The following is a 14543-nucleotide window of genomic DNA, read 5'->3' on the forward strand; positions in this document are numbered from 1 at the left end:
CTCTTGCCCTGTCCGCTTGACTGCACCGTTTAGGTGGGAACCTCCTTGTCTGCTAAGTAGCGTGGAGCCGGTTTTGGTCTAAGCAAGTACCTGCCTTCTTGACCACTTTTGTTTTTTTGATCACCTGCCGCGCATGATACGGCGGGTGCAGATCTACGGTTTTTTGGGATTAGTTATGAAGTCCAAAGCAGTAAAGCGCCGCTGGGCGTTGGCCCTGGTGGCGGTGCTGGTGCTGGGGGCGCTTGCCGCACAGGCCGGGCGTTCTTCAGAGCAGTTTGAAACGGTGGCCGTGGAGCAAAGTGATATACGCGCTACCGTTGCTGCGGTGGGAACTTTGAAGCCCAGTCGCTATGTGGACGTGGGTGCGCAGGTGTCCGGGCAGATTACGGCTTTGCCGGTTGCGCCGGGCGATCAGGTTGAGCAGGGCCAGTTGCTGGTGGAAATCGATCCCAGTGTGCAGCAAGCCACCGTCGATGCAGGCCGCGCTTCCTTGGCTGCGTTCCGGGCCCAGTTGGCCGAGCAGCAGGCTCAGCTTTTGTTGGCGCGTCAGCAATTGGCTCGCCAGCGTCAACTGGAGCGCCAGCAGGCCAGCCGTCAGGAAGATATTCAGATTGCCCAAGCCAATCTGGCGACTGCGCAGGCTCGGGTAGCGCATGTACAAGCGCAGATGGAGCAGACTCAGGCCACGCTGAAAGCCGATGAGGCACGCTTGGGCTATACGCGCATTTACGCGCCCATGAGTGGCACGGTCATTGGCGTGCAGGCTCGTGAAGGTCAGACGCTGAATGCCACGTATCAAACTCCCAATATTCTGCGCATTGCAGACCTGAGCACCATGACGGTGTGGACCAGCGTGTCTGAGGCTGACATTCGTCGTATCAAGCCCGGTATGAGCGTTACCTTTACAACCTTGGGGGAGCAGGGCGAAACGCGGGCGCGTCAATGGCAGGCCAAGGTTCGCCAAATCATGCCTGCGCCAGAGGGCAGCACTCAGGATGAAAGCACGGCGGCGGCACCGACTGCCACACAGGCCATCATGTATACGGTGCTGTTTGATGTGGCCAATGAAGACGGCGAATTGATGCCGCAGATGACGGCGCAGGTGCTGTTTGAGATTGATCGTGCCGACCAGGCCTTACTGATACCCCTGGTGGCTTTACGCCCAGACCCTGATCGTGGTCCTGATGCTTTTACGGTGCCGGTGCTGGAGCGGGGCAAGGTGCAGGAAAAGCCGGTCGACCTGGGAGTGCGCAATCGTCACCAGGTACAAGTCGTGAACGGGCTGGCTAAAGGAGAGCACGTTGTTCTGGCGGTGCTCACTCCTGAGCGTGGCTGGCGGTGGCTGCAATGGTAGGGGCTGCACCTCCTTTGATTGAGCTGCGGGACATTAACCGTATCTATGGCGGCCCGCCCAGCACTAAGCCTGCTGTGCAAGTTCTGTTCGATGTCAGCTTGAGTATTGAGCCGGGCGAGTTTGTGGCGATTGTGGGGGCCTCGGGGTCCGGTAAATCGACACTGATGAATCTGCTGGGTTGTCTGGATAAACCCAGCAGCGGCACCTATCTTTTTCAAGGTCGGGATGTCGCACAGCTCAGTCCTGATGAACTGGCTCAGTTGCGCCGTGAGACCTTTGGTTTTGTCTTTCAGGGCTATCACCTGATTCCGACTGAAAGCGCCAGTGAAAATGTCCAGATGCCTGCCATTTACGCGGGAATGGATGAGGGCGCGCGCGTGGCACGCGCCGCAGAGTTGCTCAGTAGCTTGGGTCTGGCGGACAAGCTGGATAACCGGCCCAATCAGTTGTCTGGCGGCCAGCAGCAGCGGGTGTCGATTGCTCGCGCCTTGATGAATGGTGGCCGTGTCATTCTGGCCGACGAACCCACGGGTGCGCTGGACTCGCGCAGTGGTGCAGAAGTGATGGCCTTGCTGCGCAAGCTCTCGAACTCTGGCCACACCATTATCCTGATTACGCACGATCATGAAGTCGCGGCGATGGCAGACCGGATTATTGAAATTCGTGACGGCTGCATTCTCTCGGATAGCCGCCCAGAAACGGCTACCGAGCCCAAGCTTGAACAGCCTTTACCACCGCCCGAGCACCGCCGCTCGCCCTGGGTTTCGGAGATCAAGGATGCTACCCGCAGCGCCTTGCGCAGCATGTTCATTAATCGTCATCGCACGGCCTTGACCTTGTTAGGCGTGATCATCGGGGTGGCCTCGGTCATCGTGATGCTGGCGGTGGGCGAAGGTGCTCGCCAACGTGTCATGGATCAGATGGGCACGATGGGGACCACGATCATTTACTTGAGCAGTTCATCACCGCCCAATGGGGTCGCCAAGGGACAGCTGACAGAAGAGGATCTGGAGGCGATTGGCGAGCTGCCGTTGATACGGCGTGTCATGCCGGTGATTGGAGATCCGATTACCGTGCGGCGTGGCAGCGTGGACCGCCAGGTGTATGTGTTTGCCGCCAATGAAACCATGCCGGATATTCATCGCTGGCAGCTGGCACAAGGTCGCTACTACACCGATGCCGAGGACCGGGATCTGGCTCCCCTGGTTGTGTTGGGACATCGTGCCGCCAAGCAATTCTTCCCCGATATGGACGTGCCGTTGGGGCAGCAGCTCCTGATCGGCAATTCACCTTTTGAGGTGGTCGGGGTAATGCAGGAGCGCGGTGCCGATTCGGGCGCGCAGGCTTACGACGATATGGTGTTTGTGCCTTATCATGCGGCGCGTGCCCGTGTGTATCAGGCCCAGACGCAGCCCGACTATGTGGTGATTGATGCGCAGGACAGTTCCACCGTTCTGGAAGCGGAACAAGACATGCGTCAGTTGCTGACACAGCGTCATGGTGGGCGAGAAGACTTTTCAATCGGGAATGCAGCGGCTCGCTTGCAGGCAGAGGCTTCCACGCGTCAGGCCATGAGCATGATGCTGGGCCTGATTGCCGCCGTGTCTTTGGTGGTGGGCGGCATCGGGGTCATGAACGTAATGTTGATGACGGTGCGTGAACGCACGCGGGAAATTGGCATACGCATGGCAACCGGTGCACGGCAAAGTGACATCATGCGCCAGTTTCTGACTGAGGCGGTTCTGTTGACGATTACAGGCGGTTGCCTGGGCGTGCTGGCCGGTGCTGTAGTGGGTATTGGCTTGATTTTTGGTGGAGTAGATGTGGTGTTTTCCTTGCGGGCGGCCTTGGGCGCCTTTGGCTGCGCCGTGGTGACGGGCATGGTTTTTGGCTATATGCCAGCACGAACGGCGGCCGCGCTGGACCCCGTTCAGGCTTTGGCAGGGGAGTAAGCATGGCTCATTACCGATGGATAGCAGGAGCCATGAGCACGCTCCTGCTGCAAGCGTGCGGCTCCTTGTCCTCTGATCTGGACAAGACCCCGCCGACGCTGCCCCAGGCGTATCAACAGCAAGTCAAGGCGACACCCAGTCCTGTACTGGCCCAGGTAGAGCCGGAGTGGTGGCGTGCCTTTAACAGCCCCGGCTTGAACAGCCTGATGCAGGAAGCCTTGAAGGACGTGGCGGTGCTGCGTCAGGCCCAGGCCCGGATCTTGCAGGCGCAGGCTCAGGCACGCATGGCCGGAGCCAGTTTGCTGCCGGAATTGCAGGGCAATCTGTCTGCGCAAAGAGATGCGCCGTTTTCTTCCTCGCATGGAGACTCTCGCTCGCAATATGTGGCCGGTGTGTTCATGAGCTACGAGCTGGATGTGTGGGGACGCAATCGTGCCCAGGCCAACAGTGCCGTGTTCCTGGCTCAGGCGGCGAATTACGAGCTGGATGTGCTGCGTGTCAGCGTGCAGGCGCAGGTGGTGCATTTAAGCCTGCAAGCCTTGGGCGACAAACAGCGCGTGGCCATTGCCCGTCAAAACCTGGCCGTTGCGCAACGCTTGTTGAGCCTGCTGGAAGCACGCTTGCAGGCGGGGGCGGCTTCGCCTTTGGAGCTGGCACAGCAACGCCAATTGCTGGCTTCGCAACAGCGCAAATTGTTTGTGATTGAAGAACAGGCCATTCGCACGCGGGTGGAGCTGGCGACCCTGTTGGGCCGTACTGAAATCATGCCCGAGCCGCAGGAGGATATTGCCAGCTTGCAGGTACCAGAGCTGGAAGCAGGTCTGCCTTCACAGCTCTTGTCGCAGCGCCCTGATATTGCGCGCATCGAGGCCCAGTTGTCAGCGGCTCATGCCGATGTGCATGTGGCGCGCGCTGCCATGTATCCCAGCCTGACCTTGGGGGCGCGGGCAGGGGCATCGGGCAATCATTGGGAAGAAAGCTTGCGCCATCCGGTCTACAGCCTGATCAGCGGGCTGGTGGCGCCTATCTTCAATGCCGGTCGTCTGGAGGCGGGCAAGGATTTGAGCGACGCCCGTTTGCAGGAATGGCTGGCGCAGTATCGGCAGACCATTGTGCAAGCTTATATGGATGTGGAAGGCGTGCTGGCACAACTGCATAGCCTTGATGCCCAGGCGCAGACTATGGAGCTGGAGTGGGAGCAAGCCAGGCTGGCGTTTCAACTGGCCGAAGCACGTTATCGCTCTGGCTCGGAAACCTTGCTGTCTTTACTGGATGCGCAGCGTACCTTGTACGCTGCTCAGGATGTGCGCGTCAGTTTGATGCAGGCGCGTCTGCAATCCCGCGCGGCGCTCTTCCGAGCACTGGGCGGGGGCTGGCAAGCTGGCTCAGGCAGCCTGGCTGATCAGGGGACGGTGGCAGAGGCTGGGGTCTAGCAGGTTGGCAGCCGCCTCATCCAGCAGGATGTGGGTGTTGGCGTGCTGCTTCAAGGCTGTGAAAGGCAGCTCGGGCGTGACACCGCCTTCCTGGTAATTGAGCATGGTGCGAGCCTTGTGCTCGCCGGTGACCACCAGGGCAATTTCACGGGCGCTCAGAATATCGGCAATCCCCATGGTGATGGCCGATGCAGGCACTTCGTCCATGGAATCAAAAAAGCGGCTGTTGTCGATACGGGTGCGCTCGGACAGGGCCACCACATGGGTGCGGCTGTCAAAAGGGGTGCCCGGTTCGTTAAAGCCGATGTGGCCGTTGGTGCCTACGCCCAGCAATTGCAAGGCGACACCACCACTGGCCGCAATCGCGGCGGAGTAGTCCTGGCAGTGCTGCTCCAGCTCTTGGGTCAGGCCATTGGGCAGATGCAAACGAGCGGCATCAAAAGGCAGTTGGCCGAACAGGTGCTGGCGCATGTAGTAGGCGTAACTTTGCTCGTGCGCTGCCGCCAGACCCACATACTCATCCAGATTGAAGCTGTTGATCTTGGAGACATCCAGCCCATTGGCACGTACGTCCTGTACGAAACGGGCGTAGACGGGTTCCATGGTCCCCCCGGTTGCCAGACCCAGAGTCGCTTGTGGATCCTGACGAATAATTTCCTGAAGACGGGCGCTCAGGTGTGCCGCAATGGCGGCGGAATCGGGGAAGACTAAAAACATAATCTTGTTCTATGTATGGGCTGAATAAGTTGAAAAAAAACTTCGCCGCAAGCACGGCGAAGTTTGATCTTTCGAAATTCTAATGGGACAAAGATGTAACGTCAGTTTTTTTTTGCAAGCAAGTGACACGTTTTAACTATCTTGTTTGCCAGTCTCTCCCAGGAAGCCACCACTTTGACGTGCCCACAAACGAGCATACAAACCACCTTTTTCCAGCAATTCCTGGTGGCTGCCTTGCTCGATGATGCGGCCCTGATCCAGCACAATCAAGCGGTCCAGTGCCGCAATGGTGGACAGGCGGTGGGCAATGGCTATTACCGTCTTGCCGTGCATCAGGGTGTTGAGGCTTTCCTGGATGGCGGCTTCCACTTCAGAGTCCAGGGCGCTGGTGGCTTCATCCAGTAACAGGATGGGGGCGTCTTTCAGCATGACGCGGGCAATTGCCACACGCTGACGCTGGCCGCCAGACAGTTTCACACCGCGCTCGCCCACATGCGCCTCCAGGCCCTCACGGCCCTGGCGGTCATGCAGCTGCGGGATGAAGTCGGCAGCGGCGGCACGCTCAACGGCCATATGCAGCAGCTCGTCGTTGGCATCCGGGCGGCCATACAGAATGTTGTCGCGCATGGAACGGTGCAGCAAGGAGGTATCCTGCGTCACCATGCCAATGGCGGCACGCAAACTGTCCTGCGTGACATGGGCAATGTCCTGGCCATCAATGCGGATGGTGCCGCTATCCACATCATGGAAACGCAGCAGCAGGTTGACCAACGTGGACTTGCCCGCGCCAGAACGGCCAATCAGACCAACGCGCTCGCCCGGCTTGATCACCAGATTGAGCTTGTCGATCACCTGACGGCTTTTATCGCGGTAGGCAAAGCTCACGTCCTGGAATTCGATGCGACCTTGTTCGATTTGCAGGGGCTTGGCATCGGGAGCATCTACCACCGTGGGTTTTTGCGTCAAGGTATTGATGCCGTCCTGAATCGTGCCTACGTTCTCGAACAGATTGGTCAGCTCCCACATCAGCCAATGGGAATGGCCGGACAGACGCAGTGCCATGGCAATGACGGCCGCCACTACACCGGCTGTGGATTGATCAATCGACCACAAGTACAAGGCCAGGCCTGCCGAACTGATCAGCAAGACAGTAGCCAGCACATGGTTGGTCACTTCAAACATGCTGATCAGACGCATCTGGGCATGGCCGGTTTCCTGGAAGCGGCGCATCGCGTTCTTGGCATGGTCAGCTTCACGGCGTGTGTGGGCAAACAGCTTGACCGTGTTGATATTGGTGTAGGCGTCGGTAATACGGCCCGTCATCAGCGCACGGGCGTCGGCCTGTTCAGCCCCGACTTTGCCCAGACGGGGCACAAAGTACACGCAGGCCAAAGCGTAGCCTACCAGCCAGAGCAGGAAGGGCAGGATCAGCAGGCGGTCAAAGCTGCCTGCCAGAATCAGAATACCGATCAGGTAGGCGCTCATGCCCACGACCACTTCCACGGCCATGAATAGAGTTTCACGCACCGCCAGAGCGGTTTGCATGATCTTGGTGGTGATGCGACCGGCAAACTCGTCCGCGTAAAAGGACATGCTCTGATTCAGCATCAGCTTGTGAAACAGCCAACGCAGGCGCATGGGGAAGTTGATGGCCAGTACCTGGTGCATGACCAGCGTATGCAGGCTGATCAGCACGACGCTGCCCAGCAGAACAGCGGCAATGGTCAACAGCGTGCCACCCTGCTGGCTCCAGAACTGGGCAGGTTCAATCGAGGGCAGCCAGTCCACGATATAGCTGAGCAGGGCAAACAGCATGGCCTCGTAGGCCGACAGGCCAATCGAGGTTACGGTCATCAAGCCAATCCAGCCGCGTGAATTTTTCGTACAGGCCCAGATGAAGGGGAAAAATCCTTTGGGAGGAGGGGCGACGTGTTGTTCGGGATAGGGATCTAATCGACGTTCAAAGAATGACAGCACCGAATGGGCTCCAGCGTACGGCCCTCTGGATGACAGGGCCGTTTAGACAAATAGAAAACCGCTTCCGGGGTATGAAGCGGCAATTTTTGATGGTACAGCAGTCATTCTGTCTGGCTGAAGAAAACCTGATAAAAACACAGTCTTTGTGTAGGGAAAGTGTCAGATATTGACCACGGTGTACGTTTAGTGAGCCAAGTCGATGCTGGAGTCTGCTTTGGGGGCTGTGCCTGGCTCTTTGGTGGACCGGGCTGAGCCTTGAAGGGGGCTGAAGGGATGGGGCCTTGGTGAGCGTGTCTTTGTTTCGTCGAGTGGTTTGTCTGAATAGAGATAGGGAGGCCCAAAGGTATTTGGGGTCTGGATGTTCTTATCCAGACCCCAATCAGAAAGTGGCAGTGATCTCTGGAAGGCAAATAGGCTTAGTAAGCCACCACCTGACCATCTTTACGTGGGTCGGAGCCGCCCACGTAATGATTGCCCTGACGCAGAATCAGTTGTGCACCGCCAAAGGCGAACACACCGCTACCGGGTTCAACGACGACTTCATGACCGCGCTCGCGCAAGGCCTGAACCAGCGCCGGATCGAAAGTGGGTTCTACTGCCACCCCACGGCCACCCGTCACGCGCCAGCGTGGGGCATCGGCAGCGGCCTGCGGGTTCTGACCGTACAGCAGAACACGCAGTGCCATTTGCATGTGGCCTTGTGACTGGAATGGGCCACCCATCACACCAAAAGACATTTGAGGGGTGCCATCGGCATTCATGGCAAAGGCCGGAATGATGGTGTGCGAAGGGCGCTTGCCACCGGCCACTTCATTCACATGACCGGGGCGCAGGGTAAAGCCATGACCACGGTTCTGCATGCTGATGCCGGTGCCGGGAACGACCACGCCGGAACCAAAACCCATGTAGTTGGACTGGATCAGGGACACCATCATGCCGCTGGAGTCGGCGGCGGTGACATAGACCGTGCCGGAGGGGCCAGGCAGGCCGTGCTTGGGGTCGCCTGCCTTGTCCATCTGAATCAGGGCGGCGCGCTCGCGCAGATAGGCCGGGTCCAGCAAATGCTCGGGATGATGAATCATGTGCTCCAGATCTGCGTGGTGCTCGTATAGATCTGCAAAAGCCAGCTTCATGGCTTCAATGCTCAAATGCACCGTGTCGATATGGTCCAGCGGCTGCTGGCCCACACCAGCTTGTTCCATGATGCCCAAGGCCATCAAGGCCGCCAGACCTTGTCCATTGGGCGGGATTTCGTGAATCACGGACTGGGCAAAAGGATGGCTGATGGTGCCGCACCAATTCGCGCGGTGCTCGGCCAGATCCTGCTCGTCCATGGCGCCGCCATGCTGGCGGGAGAAGTCGGCAATGCGTTTGGCCAGCTCGCCGGTATAAAAGTCCTGTCCTTGGGTGGCCGCAATGCGTTCCAGCGTATTGGCCTGGTCCTGGTTCTGATACCACTGGCCAGCGACAGGGGCTTTGCCATCACGTAAAAAGGCTTCGGCAAAACCGGGTTGATCGCCCAGACGCTGACGACCTAGCTCCCACAAGCGCGCGATTACGGGCGAGACCGGGAAGCCTTCTCGGGCGTAATGAATCGCGGGGGCGGCCACTTGCTCCAGACTCAGACGGCCCAGCTTGCTGGATAGCTCGGCCCAGGCAGAGACCGCACCGGGCACGGAGACACTTTCCCAACCCTTGTCGGGGATGGTGGCATGGCCTTTGAAACGATCCGGCGACCAGCCACGGGGCGAGCGCCCGGAGGCGTTCAAGCCATGCAGCTCTTTGCCGTCCCAGACGATGGCAAAGGCATCACTGCCTATGCCGCAACCGGTGGGTTCGACCACGGTCAGAGTGATGGCGGCCGCCAGAGCCGCATCGACGGCATTGCCACCGGCCTGCAACATGCGCAGGCCCGCTTGCGCGGCCAAGGGGTGGGAGGTGCTGACCATGTTCTGGCCAAGTACCGCAGAGCGGGCGGACGGGTAGGGGTTGTTCCAGTCCATACAGGTGTCAGTCTTGTTCATTGAATCTGTATTCCAGTCAGTTGGATCAGGCCTTGCCAGCGTGCGCTGTCCTCGCGGACCAGAGAGATAAATTCTTCTCGGCTGGTGCTGCGGGGTTGGTCCACGCCCAATGTTTGAAGGCGCGAGCGTACTTTGGGGTCCTGAACGGCATGTGAAAAAGCCTCATAAGCCTTGTCACGAATTTCGTCGGGCAAGCCTGCAGGGGCGTACAGGCCAAACCAGGTCACCGACTCATAGCCCGGCAGGCCGGACTCCTGAAAGGTGGGCAAATCGGGTGCCAGCGGCGATCGCTGCTGGCCGGTTACCGCCAGGGCGCGCAACTGGCCGCTGTTCACATAGGGCATCCCGGTGGGGATGGCGTCCAGTAAAACATGAATGGAGCCGCCCAGCATATCGTTAATGGCCTGACCAGTTCCTCGGTATGGAACGTGGGACATGACGATATTGGCCTGATTCAAAAAGGCTTCGGTGCCCAGGTGCACGATGGTGCCATTGCCACTGCTGGCGTAGTTCAACTCATCAGGATGGGCGCGAGCGTAGTCAATCAGCTCTGGCAGCGTTTGTGCGGGTACGGACGGGTTCACCAGCAAGACGCTGGCGGCATCGCCCAAATGGGCGATAGGGGTGAAGTCTTTGTCTGCATCGTAGGGCAGGGACTTGTACAGGTGCGGAGCAATCGCGTGGGTGCTGCTGGTGGTGAACAGGAGGGTGTAGCCATCGGGTTTGCTGCGAGCGACTTCGCCTGAACCAATCGTGCCGCCCGCGCCCGTGCGGTTGTCCACAATGATGTTGGCGTTCATCGCTTTGGCCGCGCTTTCGGCAATCAGGCGGCTGATGACGTCGGTGGCACCGCCAGTGGGGAAGGGTACGATCAGGCGAATGGGACGATCAGGCCAATCGCTGGCATGGGCCGCCACGCTGCTGACGGCCAGAACGGCACCCAATAAGGTTTGGGCAAGACGCCGCCAGGGGCGACGGGTCGATGGGGGCTGCGCGTTGCTTGCGGCGTTGCTGGGTCTTGTCATGGCTATCTCCTCAATCAAGAGATGATAGGAAAGGCGATGATGCCGAACCAGCAACAAATAAGCAGGACAGCGTTGCTATTTTGGCAAGGCTTGCGGGTCGACTTCAAGCTGCGGCAGCAACTCGTCCAGAAAGCGGCGAACAATAGAGGGCAAGCGGCGGCCAGCCAGGGCCTGCACTTCAATTTGACGATTCAGCAAGCCGCGTTCATGGATGAAACTGGCTTGCAGCAAACCTTGCTCAATCAGGTGACGAGCCGAGAGCAGGGCGGACACCGTCACGCCTGCGCCCGACAGGGCAAATTGATGCAGTGACTGCATGTGATTGCTGCTGAATACCGGGTCCAGACTCAGGTTCTGTGCACTGCAGGCCACATCCATCATTTGCCGCACGGTGGTGTCCGGGCCGGGCAAGGCCAGGGGGTGTGCCAGAAGGCTTTTCAGGCTGATGCGTTCGGTACGGGTGACCGGGTGGCCGGGAACCGCCAGAGCCATGACGGGCGCATCGCGGCGGAACAAGGTCTTGATGTCTTTTTCGGCTGTTTGAGTGAATTTGATGCCTATATCAATCTGGCCGCTTAGCAGCAGCATGGTGATGCGGTGTGGTGGCAGTACGTCCAGTTGAAAACGTATGCCCTGATGTTTTTCACGAAATTGTGCGATGCACTGCGGCAGTAGCTGGGCGGCCAAACCTTCAGAGGAGGCGATGCGTATCAGGCCGGTTTGTAGCCCTTGCAAGGCGGCAATATCGTGCAAGGTGCGCTCGGCATCCATGGCGCTGCGACGAGCATGGGCCAGCAGCAGCTCTCCCGCAGCGGTCAGGTTCATGCCACGGGCATGGCGCTCGAACAAGGCCATACCCAGGTTTTCTTCCAGTCCGCTGATCTGGCGGCTGATGGCCGATGTGGCCACATGCAGATTGCTGGCCGCTTGCGAGATAGAGCCACAACGCGCTACTTCCTGGAAGTAGCGCAGTGCAGTCTCTTGAAGGTGGCGTGGGTTCATACCAGACTGCCGCGCAGCTCGGCGGCAATCTCGTAGGAGCGCAAGCGCTTGTTGTGGTCAAAGATATTGGCGTTCAGCATCAGCTCGTTGGCACCTGTCAGCTGAATGAAGCCTTTCATCTGTTCAAGCACTTGCTCCGGATTGCCAATGGCCGTACAGCTGAGCAAGGAGTCCAGCAGATGCTGGGCCGGCGGGCTGCATTGCTCGTAGTAATCACGCACGGGGGGTGGCAACTGGCCTGGACGACCACTGCGCAGGTTCACAAAAGACTGTTGCCAGGAGGAGGCCAGCAGCTTGGCTTCGTCTTCCGTGTCGGCGGCAAAGACGTTGTAGCCCAGCATGACATACGGTTTTTCCAGATGCACGGATGGCTGGAACTGACGGCGGTAAACCTCAATAGCATCCATCAATTGAGCAGGTGCAAAATGCGAAGCAAAGGCGTAGGGCAAGCCCAAGGCGGCGGCCAGTTGAGCACCAAACAGGCTGGAGCCCAGAATCCAGACCGGCACATTCAGTCCGCGACCGGGCACGGCCATGATGCGGTTGCGCGGCTCGTCGGACATATAGTCCATCAGCTCCAGCACGTCGCGCGGAAACTGGTCGGGGTCGCTGTTCAGATTGCGGCGCAAGGCGCGGGCGGTTTCGGGGTCGGAGCCAGGGGCACGACCCAGGCCCAGGTCAATACGGCCGGGGTACAGGGAGGCCAGCGTTCCAAACTGCTCGGCAATCACCAAAGGGGAATGGTTGGGCAACATGATGCCGCCCGCGCCCACACGAATGCGGCTGGTTTGACCGGCAATGTGCCCGATCAGAACTGAAGTGGCAGCACTGGCAATACCGGGCATGCCGTGGTGTTCGGCCAGCCAGTAACGGTGATAGCCCCACTGCTCGGCATGACGGGCAATGTCCGCCGAACAGCGAAAGGACTGGGCCGGTGTGGAGCCCTGAACAATAGGGGACAGGTCTAGGACGGAGAGCGGATAGCTTGGCTTCATGGCATCAGATTCAAATTGGACTCAGGATATAGTCGATCCATCGTTAGGCAGCGTCAAGTAAACCCATAGCATAGGCAAGGATGTTCAGATGAAAGAAACCAGTCGTCGCACCGTCAATCATTACCAGGACCATGCGCAGGCTTATCGGGACGGCACGTGGGACCATGATGTCAGCCAGAATCGCGATGCTTTGTTGGCAGCCATCGGCTTGCCGGGGCCTGTGGATATTCTGGATCTGGGCTGTGGACCGGGGCGGGATCTGGTCGCGTTTCAGGCCATGGGTCACCGCCCGGTGGGCCTGGATGGCTGTGCGGCTTTCGTGGAGATGGCTCGTCAGCAAACTGGCTTGCCGGTGCTGCATCAGGACTTTCTGGATTTGAATTTGCCCGCTGCGGCTTTTGATGGTGTGTTTGCCAATGCGGTTCTATTCCATATACCCAGCGCGGAGCTGCCTGCGGTTTTGACTGCTTTGCGACACAGTCTGCGACCGGGCGGCGTGCTGTTCTCCTCCAATCCGCGTGGTCAGGGGCAAGAAGGCTGGAATGGTCAGCGCTATGGTTGCTACTACAGTTGGGAGCAGTGGTCAGAGCGTCTGGAGCAAGCGGGCTTTGACTATATCGATCACTTTTATCGCCCCACAGACAGGCCGCCGCAGGAGCAGCATTGGCTGGCTTCCCTGTGGCGCGTACCGGTTTGAACAGGTGCAAAATGGTGAATCCCTGACCTGGCTACTTAGGTGATTGTTTTATAAGCCTATTTTTTGCTAATACAGGGGTTTTCCCTATTTTTATGCACATCTTTTGTGGATAAGCCGGTTTTCAACAAGCAGAGGCTTGCCCGAGGAAAAAAATGGTAAAGAATTGTCGATTCTCTGCTCGCCATTTCTAAGTGCTTGATTGCACGGGGATAAGTGCAGTGATTCACGGTTTATCCTGTGACTTGTCCACATTTTATGGGGATAAGCTGGCGTCTGTTTCCGGATTTGGATGTTTTCTGTTCGTGGTTTTCAAGTGGCTGATACTACGGAAGGTTTTTCTGATTTGCCCAGTTTTTCCTATGAGCTATCCACAGTTTTCGGGGATAAGATGGTGGGCTTGCTCAACTTGGGTTCAGACCCGTCCCAAGGCTATGATGCGCACTAGCAATGTTTACCCTTGGCGGCCAGTCCCTTCGGTGCTTTGCCTTTTAATTGAGGAGATTGAAACGTGGAAAAATTGCAAGCCTGGATGACAGAGTTTCCAGCCGTTGTCGCGATTGCGCTCAACGTCGTGATTGCTTTGTTGATTCTGATTATTGGCTGGTGGCTGTCTGCCGTCGCCGGTCGTGCCATCAAGCGCATGGCAGCCCGCTCGCCTCGAGTGGATCCGACGATTGTGCCTATGGCCCAGTCCGTAACGGTCTGGACAATCCGCATCTTTGTGCTGATTGCCGTGTTGGCCCGTTTTGGTGTGCAGACCGCCAGCATTATCGCGGTACTGGGTGCCGCCGGTTTGGCGGTGGGCTTGGCCTTGCAGAACACACTGCAAAATATCGCCGCCGGCATCATGTTGCTGATGCTGCGTCCCTTGCGTGCGGGCGAGTTTGTGTCGGTTGTTGGTAAAGGTGACGGCACCGTGCAGGAAGTGGGTTTGTTCCTGACCCGCTTTGAGCAAGTGGATGGCATTCAATTTACGCTGCCCAACAGCCTGATCTGGGGCAACCCTATCATCAATTACAGCCGTAACACCACTCGTCGTTTGGACTTCGGGGTGGGCGTACGTTATGGCGATGATCTGGACCTGGCCATCAAGCTGCTGCAAGACCTGCTCAATGAACATCCTCAGGTGCTGAAAGACCCGGCTCCTTTGGTCATGGTCATGGAGTACAAGGACAGCGTAATCACCGTCAATCTGCGTGCGTGGATCAATGCTGCTGACTTCTGGGATGCCCGTTTTGATCTGTTCCGCCGTGCGGTCCAAGTGCTGAATCAGGCTGGTTTGCAGACGCCCGTTCCAGTACGTGAAATCGTGCAGTCGGTTGGCGAGAAAAAGGCTGCATGAACATGATGGGTTCAAGGCCTGACTC

11 protein-coding genes are annotated in these 14543 nt (G+C 58.3%); 5 read left to right on the forward strand and 6 right to left on the reverse strand.

Features of this window, described 5'->3' with window-relative positions; all coding sequences use genetic code 11:
- Positions 1-175: 175 nt before the first annotated feature.
- From KOE80_RS05395 to KOE80_RS05405, 3 genes are read left to right on the forward strand one after another with little or no spacing between them, the layout of a single operon-like run.
- Positions 176-1354 carry an efflux RND transporter periplasmic adaptor subunit gene (locus KOE80_RS05395; RefSeq protein WP_035270918.1) on the forward strand — a complete coding sequence of 393 codons (1179 nt, stop codon included), beginning with the start codon at positions 176-178 and terminating at the stop codon, positions 1352-1354.
- On the forward strand, positions 1348-3306 hold the full coding sequence (locus KOE80_RS05400; protein WP_226348574.1) for an ABC transporter permease: 1959 nt from the start codon (positions 1348-1350) through the stop codon (positions 3304-3306). The genes KOE80_RS05395 and KOE80_RS05400 overlap by 7 nt, the downstream gene beginning before the upstream one ends.
- 32 nt (positions 3307-3338) lie before the next feature.
- Entirely contained in the window at positions 3339-4739 is a 1401-nt protein-coding gene (locus tag KOE80_RS05405) for an efflux transporter outer membrane subunit (RefSeq protein WP_226348575.1), read from the forward strand.
- Here KOE80_RS05405 and KOE80_RS05410 read toward each other — a convergent pair.
- The 6 genes from KOE80_RS05410 to KOE80_RS05435 form a co-directional block, all read right to left on the reverse strand.
- Positions 4692-5456: a glucosamine-6-phosphate deaminase gene (locus KOE80_RS05410; protein WP_226348576.1), complete on the reverse strand. Its 765-nt coding sequence runs from the start codon at positions 5454-5456 to the stop codon at positions 4692-4694. The genes KOE80_RS05405 and KOE80_RS05410 overlap by 48 nt on opposite strands.
- Positions 5457-5588: 132 nt before the next feature.
- On the reverse strand, positions 5589-7433 hold the full coding sequence (locus tag KOE80_RS05415) for an ABC transporter ATP-binding protein (protein WP_009457855.1): 1845 nt from the start codon (positions 7431-7433) through the stop codon (positions 5589-5591).
- 416 nt (positions 7434-7849) lie between these two features.
- The gene (locus KOE80_RS05420; RefSeq protein ID WP_088450909.1) at positions 7850-9457 is read right to left on the reverse strand and encodes a gamma-glutamyltransferase family protein; all 1608 of its coding nucleotides are present in this window, start codon (positions 9455-9457) and stop codon (positions 7850-7852) included.
- Positions 9454-10482 carry a Bug family tripartite tricarboxylate transporter substrate binding protein gene (locus KOE80_RS05425; protein WP_088450907.1) on the reverse strand — a complete coding sequence of 343 codons (1029 nt, stop codon included), beginning with the start codon at positions 10480-10482 and terminating at the stop codon, positions 9454-9456. The genes KOE80_RS05420 and KOE80_RS05425 overlap by 4 nt, the downstream gene beginning before the upstream one ends.
- Positions 10483-10557: 75 nt before the next feature.
- Positions 10558-11484 (reverse strand): LysR substrate-binding domain-containing protein, encoded by a 927-nt coding sequence (locus KOE80_RS05430; RefSeq protein ID WP_026484229.1) that lies wholly within the window; start codon positions 11482-11484, stop codon positions 10558-10560.
- A complete protein-coding gene (locus tag KOE80_RS05435; RefSeq protein WP_026484230.1) occupies positions 11481-12479 on the reverse strand; it encodes an LLM class flavin-dependent oxidoreductase in 999 nt (332 codons plus the stop codon). The genes KOE80_RS05430 and KOE80_RS05435 overlap by 4 nt, the downstream gene beginning before the upstream one ends.
- Positions 12480-12567: 88 nt before the next feature.
- Here KOE80_RS05435 and KOE80_RS05440 point away from each other — a divergent pair, with 88 nt between their 5' ends.
- Both KOE80_RS05440 and KOE80_RS05445 read left to right on the forward strand, forming a co-directional pair.
- Positions 12568-13176: a class I SAM-dependent DNA methyltransferase gene (locus KOE80_RS05440; RefSeq protein WP_226348577.1), complete on the forward strand. Its 609-nt coding sequence runs from the start codon at positions 12568-12570 to the stop codon at positions 13174-13176.
- A gap of 529 nt (positions 13177-13705) precedes the next feature.
- The gene (locus KOE80_RS05445) at positions 13706-14518 is read left to right on the forward strand and encodes a mechanosensitive ion channel family protein (protein WP_035271438.1); all 813 of its coding nucleotides are present in this window, start codon (positions 13706-13708) and stop codon (positions 14516-14518) included.
- Positions 14519-14543: the final 25 nt, after the last annotated feature.

This window comes from Alcaligenes sp. 13f, assembly GCF_020496585.1.
Taxonomy (GTDB): Bacteria; Pseudomonadota; Gammaproteobacteria; order Burkholderiales; family Burkholderiaceae_B; genus Alcaligenes; species Alcaligenes phenolicus.

Excerpts from the sequence above, each read along its gene's own strand:
- KOE80_RS05425 (WP_088450907.1), bottom strand. The coding sequence starts at position 10,482 with ATGACAAGACCCAGCAACGCCGCAAGCAACGCGCAGCCCCCATCGACC.
- KOE80_RS05435 (WP_026484230.1), bottom strand. The coding sequence starts at position 12,479 with ATGAAGCCAAGCTATCCGCTCTCCGTCCTAGACCTGTCCCCTATTGTT.
- KOE80_RS05410 (WP_226348576.1), bottom strand. The coding sequence starts at position 5,456 with ATGTTTTTAGTCTTCCCCGATTCCGCCGCCATTGCGGCACACCTGAGC.
- KOE80_RS05405 (WP_226348575.1), top strand. The coding sequence starts at position 3,339 with ATGAGCACGCTCCTGCTGCAAGCGTGCGGCTCCTTGTCCTCTGATCTG.
- KOE80_RS05430 (WP_026484229.1), bottom strand. The coding sequence starts at position 11,484 with ATGAACCCACGCCACCTTCAAGAGACTGCACTGCGCTACTTCCAGGAA.
- KOE80_RS05445 (WP_035271438.1), top strand. The coding sequence starts at position 13,706 with ATGACAGAGTTTCCAGCCGTTGTCGCGATTGCGCTCAACGTCGTGATT.
- KOE80_RS05420 (WP_088450909.1), bottom strand. The coding sequence starts at position 9,457 with ATGAACAAGACTGACACCTGTATGGACTGGAACAACCCCTACCCGTCC.
- KOE80_RS05440 (WP_226348577.1), top strand. The coding sequence starts at position 12,568 with ATGAAAGAAACCAGTCGTCGCACCGTCAATCATTACCAGGACCATGCG.
- KOE80_RS05395 (WP_035270918.1), top strand. The coding sequence starts at position 176 with ATGAAGTCCAAAGCAGTAAAGCGCCGCTGGGCGTTGGCCCTGGTGGCG.
- KOE80_RS05400 (WP_226348574.1), top strand. The coding sequence starts at position 1,348 with ATGGTAGGGGCTGCACCTCCTTTGATTGAGCTGCGGGACATTAACCGT.